This is a genomic window from Pseudomonas sp. 34 E 7 (assembly GCF_900005715.1).
Lineage (GTDB): Bacteria > Pseudomonadota > Gammaproteobacteria > Pseudomonadales > Pseudomonadaceae > Aquipseudomonas > Aquipseudomonas orientalis_A.
Window position 1 is genome coordinate 1 of sequence record NZ_CVTX01000115.1, and the last position, 6,829, is coordinate 6,829.

The window sequence follows — 6,829 nt, forward strand, 5'->3', positions numbered from 1 at the left end:
GGTTCGGGCGCCTACAAGGCCGACGAGATCCTGCGCAGCCCGTTCTACACCCTGACCTCGGGCCTGGTGGCGCCGATCTTCAACAACGGTCGTTTAAGCGCCGAACGCGACAAGGCCCGCGCGCGCCAGGATGAGCTTCTGCAAATCTACCGTGGGGCGATCATCAACGGCTTTGCCGATGTGGAAAAAGCCCTCAGCAGCATCAGCCGCCTCGACCAGCAACGCCAATGGCAAGCCGAAGAACTGCAACAGGCCCGGACTGCGTTCCAGATCGCCGAAAGCCGCTACCAGGCGGGCGCCGAGGATTTGCTCACAGTGCTGGAGACCCAACGCACGTTGTACGCGGCCCAGGACTTGGACGTGCAGCTGCGGCTGTCGCGCCTGCAGGCCAGCATCGCGTTGTACAAAGCCTTGGGCGGTGGCTGGAATAGCGGCACCTGATAAACGAAACTCCAGTTTCGTACACGATCCGTTTAATCGCCTTACATTATTAGACCCAAGGTCCTTGGTAAAAAAGCCGACTTCACACGGCTTCCCGGGACCTTCTAATGAAATCCAGCGTTGTTGGAAAATGCCTGGTCTGCCTCGGCGGCTGGCTGATCGCACACCTGGCCCTGGCCGAGCCGTTGATCGCGCCCACGGCCATTGATTGGTTACTCGATTGCCCCTTCCCGGTGTTCGAGCAGCTCGACCCCGACGTACTCGCCCGTACCCAATGTGGCCTGGTGACGGTGCCCCGCGACCATGCCGCCCCTGGCCGCGGCCGCCTGCGCTTGAGCGTGACACGCGTCGGCGCGCGCGACCCGCTCAACCGCGAGGGCGTGGTGTTTATCCAGTCCGGCGATCCGCGTACGGCCAGAAACACCACCTTTGCCCTGCATCTGGCCGGCCGCTGGGAGTCTTACGCCACCCCGGCGTATCGCATGCTCGTCGACCGCTACGACATGATCGAACTGAGCAGCCGCGACCTCAAAGGCAGCGACGCCCTCGAACAGGCGGCAGAGGATATGGAGTATGTGCGCGGGCAACTGGGCGAGTCCCGGCTCAACTACGTCGGCAATGCCGACGCGGCGCGCCTGGGCAACCGCTACGCCACGCTGTTTCCCGAACGCATCGCACGCATGGTGCTGGTCAACGCCGGGCGCGGCGAACCGAGCGCGTCCGGCGTCGACTCGCTGCTGCTCAAGGAACCCGCCCAGGCCACGGCCGACGGCTGCGTCAGCCGCTGGCTCGGGGAGTTTCTGGCCTACGGCAAACAGCCTCCGGCGAACACCCGGTGTCTCGACCGTGGCGGCTGGGAGTGAGCCGTACCGGATCTACCGAAGTTCGATCACTCTTGATTCACCCCACAACCCAATGTGGGAGTGGGCTTGCCCCCGATGACCATAAGTATCTACACAACTCAGCAGCGCCCAACCGTAACCACGATGCGCAGCGAGTCGCTCTTGATCTGGCTTTTGATCTTGATCTTAGGCGCCCCGTTAAACCACGCTGGCCGAACGCAGGCTTGAATCCGTGGGTAACCCGGCAGGACGCCGGGTTAGCCGCCCCGCGCCATGGATGGCGCGTGGCGGCGGCCCACGGATTCAAGCCTGCGTTCGGGCACACCGAGCCCAAGCGAGGTGCCGAGTGGTGGGGCAAGAGCGTTTTGCTTACTTTTGCGCTTTTCAAAAGTGAGCCGCCGTCAGGGCGGAACCCTAAGTGGCCGTGACCGCAGAAACGGATATGTACTCGATCTGATCCAACATCCTGGTCGGCTCTGAGGCCGCCATCGGGGGCAAGCCCCCTCCCACATTTGCACTGCATTCCAATCAAAAGATGCCTGCCCTAATAATAGCTATCTACCGCTCCCCGCTTCTCCAGCAGGTATCAACTGTCCAGCGTACTCAACCTTCCGGCGGCCTGATAACCGCCAGGGGTTTCCCGACTGAACAGAGCGATCCCGATGGCCCCCCTTAAATACAAAGACTTGCTGATCAACTTCACTAACAACTTTACTCACCTCTGGAACAACCGGCGTCGCGAGGATGGGCATTTTGGCGACGCGCCCGCCGGTCTCTGGCGCCCTCGCATACCTCCGAAGCTGGCTGGCTACTACCCGATCGGCGACAGGCTTGAAGATAATTTCAACACCATCGACGGCGTCCAGGCGATGCCGGTGGTCGCCGATGCCAATGGCCCCACGGGTACCGCCTTGAAGCCACCCACGGATTTCGAACGGGTATGGGCCTTTGAGCAACCGGGGCACAACGTGTCGATCTGGCGCCCGGTGCCGCCTGAAGGCTATGTGGCAATGGGTTTGGTAGTTGGCAACGGCCTGCTTGAGCCTTCCGTGAATGCGGTTCGGTGCCTGCGTGATGATCTGCCGGTCACGTCGCACATCGACGAACTGCTGTGGAGCGATCGAGGCACCGGCGCACCCGGGGATTTTTCCGCCTGGAGTATCAAGCCGCCCACTGCGCCACCGGCTGAAGTGTATTTCAGCGCCGCCACTTTCATGGGCCAGCCGGGCTATGCTCGACCGTTGGCCAGTCCCCCCGTGCATGCCCTGCGCGCACATATGCTGATTGAATCGACGGCGCCCAGCGTCGCCCCCATTCTGCACAGCTACGCCAAGCCTTCAGCGTTCGAAAAAACCACCACGGCCTATGTCACCCAACTGCCCTGGTTCACTATCGAAGACCCCGACCTGACCCCAATGGAACAGTTGACCCAGACGCCCTACTACCAGTTGGAGCGCAAGGATTACTACGTGTTGCTCAACCACGCGCATAACAACACTTCGACCGTACAACGCTATAACTGGGCGAGTACCCGCATCGAAAATGGGTCAACCACCGAGAGCACCTCGCAGACCGTCGGCACAGAAAGCAGCGTCGAACTGCAATTCGCCAGTTTCTTCAAGGCCTCTGCAAAAATCAGCCTGAGCGTCACCCATGTCAGCACGCAAACCCGAGGCTGGGCCAAATCCGAAACCTACACCGTCTGGTGCACCCTGGGGCCTCACAAGGCGGTGGCGGTCTACCTGATCAACAGCGACTATCGCCTGCTCAGGGCGGATGGGCGCCAGGTGGGCCAGATGTATACCCGAAGCAATGAAAACAGCCTGTACTGGAGCGAATACCCTGCGACCCAGGGCAATACCGTCAGGGTCAGCCGCTCCATAGCAGGAGAAACGTCCGCCGAAATTATCCTGCCCTGAGTGAACGCGCCATTGCGCTCACCCTTTACCGCCAGTCGTCCTACAATGGCGCCGACTTTCTTTTGATTTCGGAACCGACATGGACATCGAGCTGGCACGCACCTTCCTCGAAATCACCCGCTGCGGCAGCCTCGCCGCAGCGGCGGAGAAACTGCACGTCACCCAGACCGCCATCACCGCACGGGTGAAAAACCTGGAAAACCAGTTGGGCAGTACGCTGTTCGTGCGCAACCGCGCCGGTGCCCGCCTGACCGCCGACGGCGAGGCCTTCGTGGTGTACGCCAACCAGTTGCTGCAGACCTGGGAAGCGGCGCGCCGCGACCTGCCGTTGCCCGATGGCTATCGTAATGTGCTGCATATCGGCGGTGAGGTCAGCCTGTGCAACCCGCTGATGCTCGGCTGGGCCAAGGCGCTGCGCGAGCATATCCCCGGGCATGCCCTGCGCACCGAAATTCGCGAGGGCGAATACCTGTTGCGCCAGTTGGAGTTGGGCGTGCTCGACGCCGCGCTGGTGTTCCAGCCGCAGTACTGGCCGGGCTTGCAGGTGGAGCAGGTGCTGGAAGAAAAACTGATCCTGGTGCAACTGACGAGCCAGCCCGAGCCGTACGTGTATATCGACTGGGGCCAGGGTTTTCGCCAGCAGCACGACGCCGCCCTGCCCGACCACGCGCGCGCGGCCGTGAGTTTCAACCTCGGGCCGCTGGCGTTGCAGTACATCCTGGAGAACGGTGGCGCCGGGTATTTCCGCACGCGCGTGGTGCAGAGCTACCTGGACAGCGGCGTGATGCAGCGGGTGGCCAAGGCGCCGGAATTCAGTTTCCCGACCTACCTGGTGTATTCGCGGGCGCGGGATTCGGCGGTGCTGCAGCAGGCGTTGACCTTGTTGCGCGAAGTGGTCAAGGCCGAAGGTGACTGGTCGCAGCGCTGGGACCCGCTGATTTGAATCACCCTGGGCCGGCGCGCATGCTAGCCTGCGGGTGTGTCCTCTTGCAGCCTTACCGATGAACAAGAAAAAGTCCGTCACCATCAGCGACATCGCCAAACGGGTGGGCATGACCACCATCACCGTGTCCCGGGCGTTGAGCAAACCTGACCTGGTCAAACCCGCCACCCTGGCGCGCATTCTGGAAGTGGCGCGCGAACTCGACTACGTGCCCAATGCCTTCGCGCGCGGGCTCAAGCGCAGTGAAAGCCTGATCATCGGCGTGATCACCGCATCGGTGGACAACCCGTTCTACAGCGAGATGATCAAGGCGATCTCCCGCGAAGCGAAAAAGCACGGCTACACCATCATGCTGGTGGACACCGATGAGCTCGAAGAACTGGAAAGCAAGGCCGTCGATACCCTGCTGGGTTATCGCGTGGCGGGGATCATCCTGTCGCCGGTCTCCGATGAGCCAAGCTACCAGCCCGACTATCTCGAGCGCCTGGGCAACGGCAAGACCCCGGTGGTGCTGCTTGACCGCACACTCCACGACAGCCCGTTCAGCCGCGTGGTGCTCGACAACTACCACAGCGGCATCCAGGCCGCGCATTACCTGTTGCGCCAGACCCCGGACCTCAAGCGCCTGCTGGTGCTGACCGGCCCCGAACACTCGCGCATCACCGTCGAACGCCTCAAGGGCCTGCGCGAAGTGCTGGCCGAGCATCCCCAGGTGCAGGTCGAGGTGCAGGCCGGGGACTACACGCTGATGCCGTCCTACCTGCACACCCTCGACTACCTCGCCGCGCACTCGGCGCCGGACGCGATCATGGGCTTCAACCAATTGATCACCCTCGGCGCCCTGCGCGCGTTGCGCATGCACAACATCGCCCACGACAGCCTGACCATCTGCGGCATCGACCGCCTGCCCTTCGCCGATATTTTCGGCGTGCCCATCGCCTGCGTGGCCCACGATGCGTCGCTGGCCGGCAGCAGCGCGGTGCGCCTGTTGCTCGATCGCCTGCAAGACCCGCACAAGCCACGGGACAAGGTGGTCATCGCCGGGCAGTTGGAGAACGGCTAACGGCTGGTATAGCCGCCATCAATCGGCAGGCTCACGCCGCTGATCATGCTGGCCGCATCGCTGAGCAGGAACAGCACCGGCAACGCGACGTCCACGGTGTGCGCAAAACGGCCCAGGGGAATGGCGGCCAGTGCCGGGTCGCGCTTGACCGGGTCGGACCAGGCCATGGTCGCCATCGGCGTGAGGGTGACAGTGGGGTTGACGCTGTTGACGCGAATGCCGAAGCGACCCCATTCGGCGCATTGCACGCGGGTGATCGCATCGAGGGCGGCCTTGGAGGCGCAGTAGCTCAGGTGATCATCCAGCGCCACCAGCGAGGCCTGGCTTGAGACGTTGACGATGCTGCCGGCGATGTTCTCTTCGATCATTTTTGCCGCCACACGGCTGGCCACGTGCGCCGCGGCGCGGGCGTTGACCTGCATCACCTGGTCGAAGGCTTCGGCGCTGATGGCGGCGGCGGGCTCCAGGCGTGAAATGCCGGCGCAGTTGACCAGGCCGTGCAGCGCCGGCAGCTCACTCAAAGCGTGGTCGAGTGCGGCGCTGTCGGCGATATCCACGCTCAGGCTGTGGCAGCCCAGTTCGGCCAGGGCCTGGGCGTCGCGGCCCAGGGCGAAGACCTCGGCGCCACTGGCGATCAGCTGCAGGGCGATTTCGCGGCCGATGCCGCTGCTGGCGCCGGTGACGAGGATGCGCTGGTGAGTGAAGTCGAAAGTAGCCTGCATGAATATAATTCCCGAAACAATGGTGATCCCTGTGGGAGGGGGCTTGCCCCCTCCCACATGTTTGACCCTGTCGGGTCAGTTGGCCTGCAGGTTATGCATGATCGGTTTCAGCGCGGGATACAGCTTCAGGTACTCGGCAAACACCTGGTCGTACACCGCGACATTCTCCCGCTTGGGCTGCGCCCGCAATGCCAACTGCACCCAGCCCTTGTCCATCGCCTCATCACTGACCAACCCCACCGTGTGCGCTGCCAGCAACGCCGCCCCCAGCGCCGCTTCGACTTCCTGGACGATGGTGTACACCGGGTAGCGCGTCACGTCCGCGATGATCTGCATCCACACATCCGAATGGCTCGCACCGCCCACCACGATCAAGCGCGGGTCAAGGGAATGCGCGCCCCGGGTGCCGGCTTCGATATTGTGGCGCAGGGCAAAACTCACCCCTTCGAGCACGGCGCGGTACAGGTGGATGCGCGTGTGATACAGGTTCAGCCCGACAAAACTGCCGCTGGCGCGGTCGTCCCACACCGGGCTGCGCTCGCCCATCAGGTACGGCAGGAACAACAGGCCCTCGCTGCCCGCCGGGATGTTCATCGCGCTGCGCTCGAGCAACACCAGGCTGTCCTCGCCGCTGGCCCGGGCCTGTTGCTCCTCGGCCTGGCAGAACTGCTCGCGGAACCAACTGACCGATGCCCCTGCGGTGATCGCGCCACCAAAGATGTACAGGTCGCGATGACCGTTATAGACGTGAGGCATGCTCACCAACCCGTGCTGCGCGTCCACCCGCTGGTTGAGGTAGCCCCAACACATGCTGGTGCCGATCATCGCCACATGGTTGCCCGGTTGGGTGACGCCCGCCGCCAGGGTCGCCATGGCCGCATCCACGCCACCGGCGAGCA

7 protein-coding genes are annotated in these 6,829 nt (G+C 63.3%); 5 read left to right on the forward strand and 2 right to left on the reverse strand.

Annotation, left to right across the window (positions count from 1 at the left end; all coding sequences use genetic code 11):
* The 5 genes from BFP96_RS09820 to BFP96_RS09840 form a co-directional block, all read left to right on the forward strand.
* On the forward strand, positions 1–441 hold a 441-nt coding region (locus BFP96_RS09820; protein WP_170875996.1), incomplete at its 5' end, for a TolC family protein.
* 107 nt (positions 442–548) lie between these two features.
* Positions 549–1,304: a proteinase gene (locus BFP96_RS09825; protein WP_065896075.1), complete on the forward strand. Its 756-nt coding sequence runs from the start codon at positions 549–551 to the stop codon at positions 1,302–1,304.
* A 641-nt stretch (positions 1,305–1,945) separates the two neighbouring features.
* Positions 1,946–3,202 carry a Vps62-related protein gene (locus BFP96_RS09830; protein ID WP_065936110.1) on the forward strand — a complete coding sequence of 419 codons (1,257 nt, stop codon included), beginning with the start codon at positions 1,946–1,948 and terminating at the stop codon, positions 3,200–3,202.
* Positions 3,203–3,281: 79 nt separating this feature from the next.
* Positions 3,282–4,145, forward strand: a complete 864-nt coding sequence (locus tag BFP96_RS09835; RefSeq protein ID WP_065892578.1) for a LysR family transcriptional regulator — start codon at positions 3,282–3,284, stop codon at positions 4,143–4,145.
* Positions 4,146–4,203: 58 nt separating this feature from the next.
* Positions 4,204–5,208, forward strand: a complete 1,005-nt coding sequence (locus BFP96_RS09840; RefSeq protein WP_065892579.1) for a LacI family DNA-binding transcriptional regulator — start codon at positions 4,204–4,206, stop codon at positions 5,206–5,208.
* Here BFP96_RS09840 and BFP96_RS09845 read toward each other — a convergent pair.
* Both BFP96_RS09845 and BFP96_RS09850 read right to left on the reverse strand, forming a co-directional pair.
* The gene (locus tag BFP96_RS09845; RefSeq protein WP_065936111.1) at positions 5,205–5,930 is read right to left on the reverse strand and encodes an SDR family oxidoreductase; all 726 of its coding nucleotides are present in this window, start codon (positions 5,928–5,930) and stop codon (positions 5,205–5,207) included. The genes BFP96_RS09840 and BFP96_RS09845 overlap by 4 nt on opposite strands.
* A gap of 75 nt (positions 5,931–6,005) precedes the next feature.
* Positions 6,006–6,829: FGGY-family carbohydrate kinase (locus BFP96_RS09850; protein WP_256548903.1), on the reverse strand; the 824-nt coding region annotated here is incomplete at its 5' end.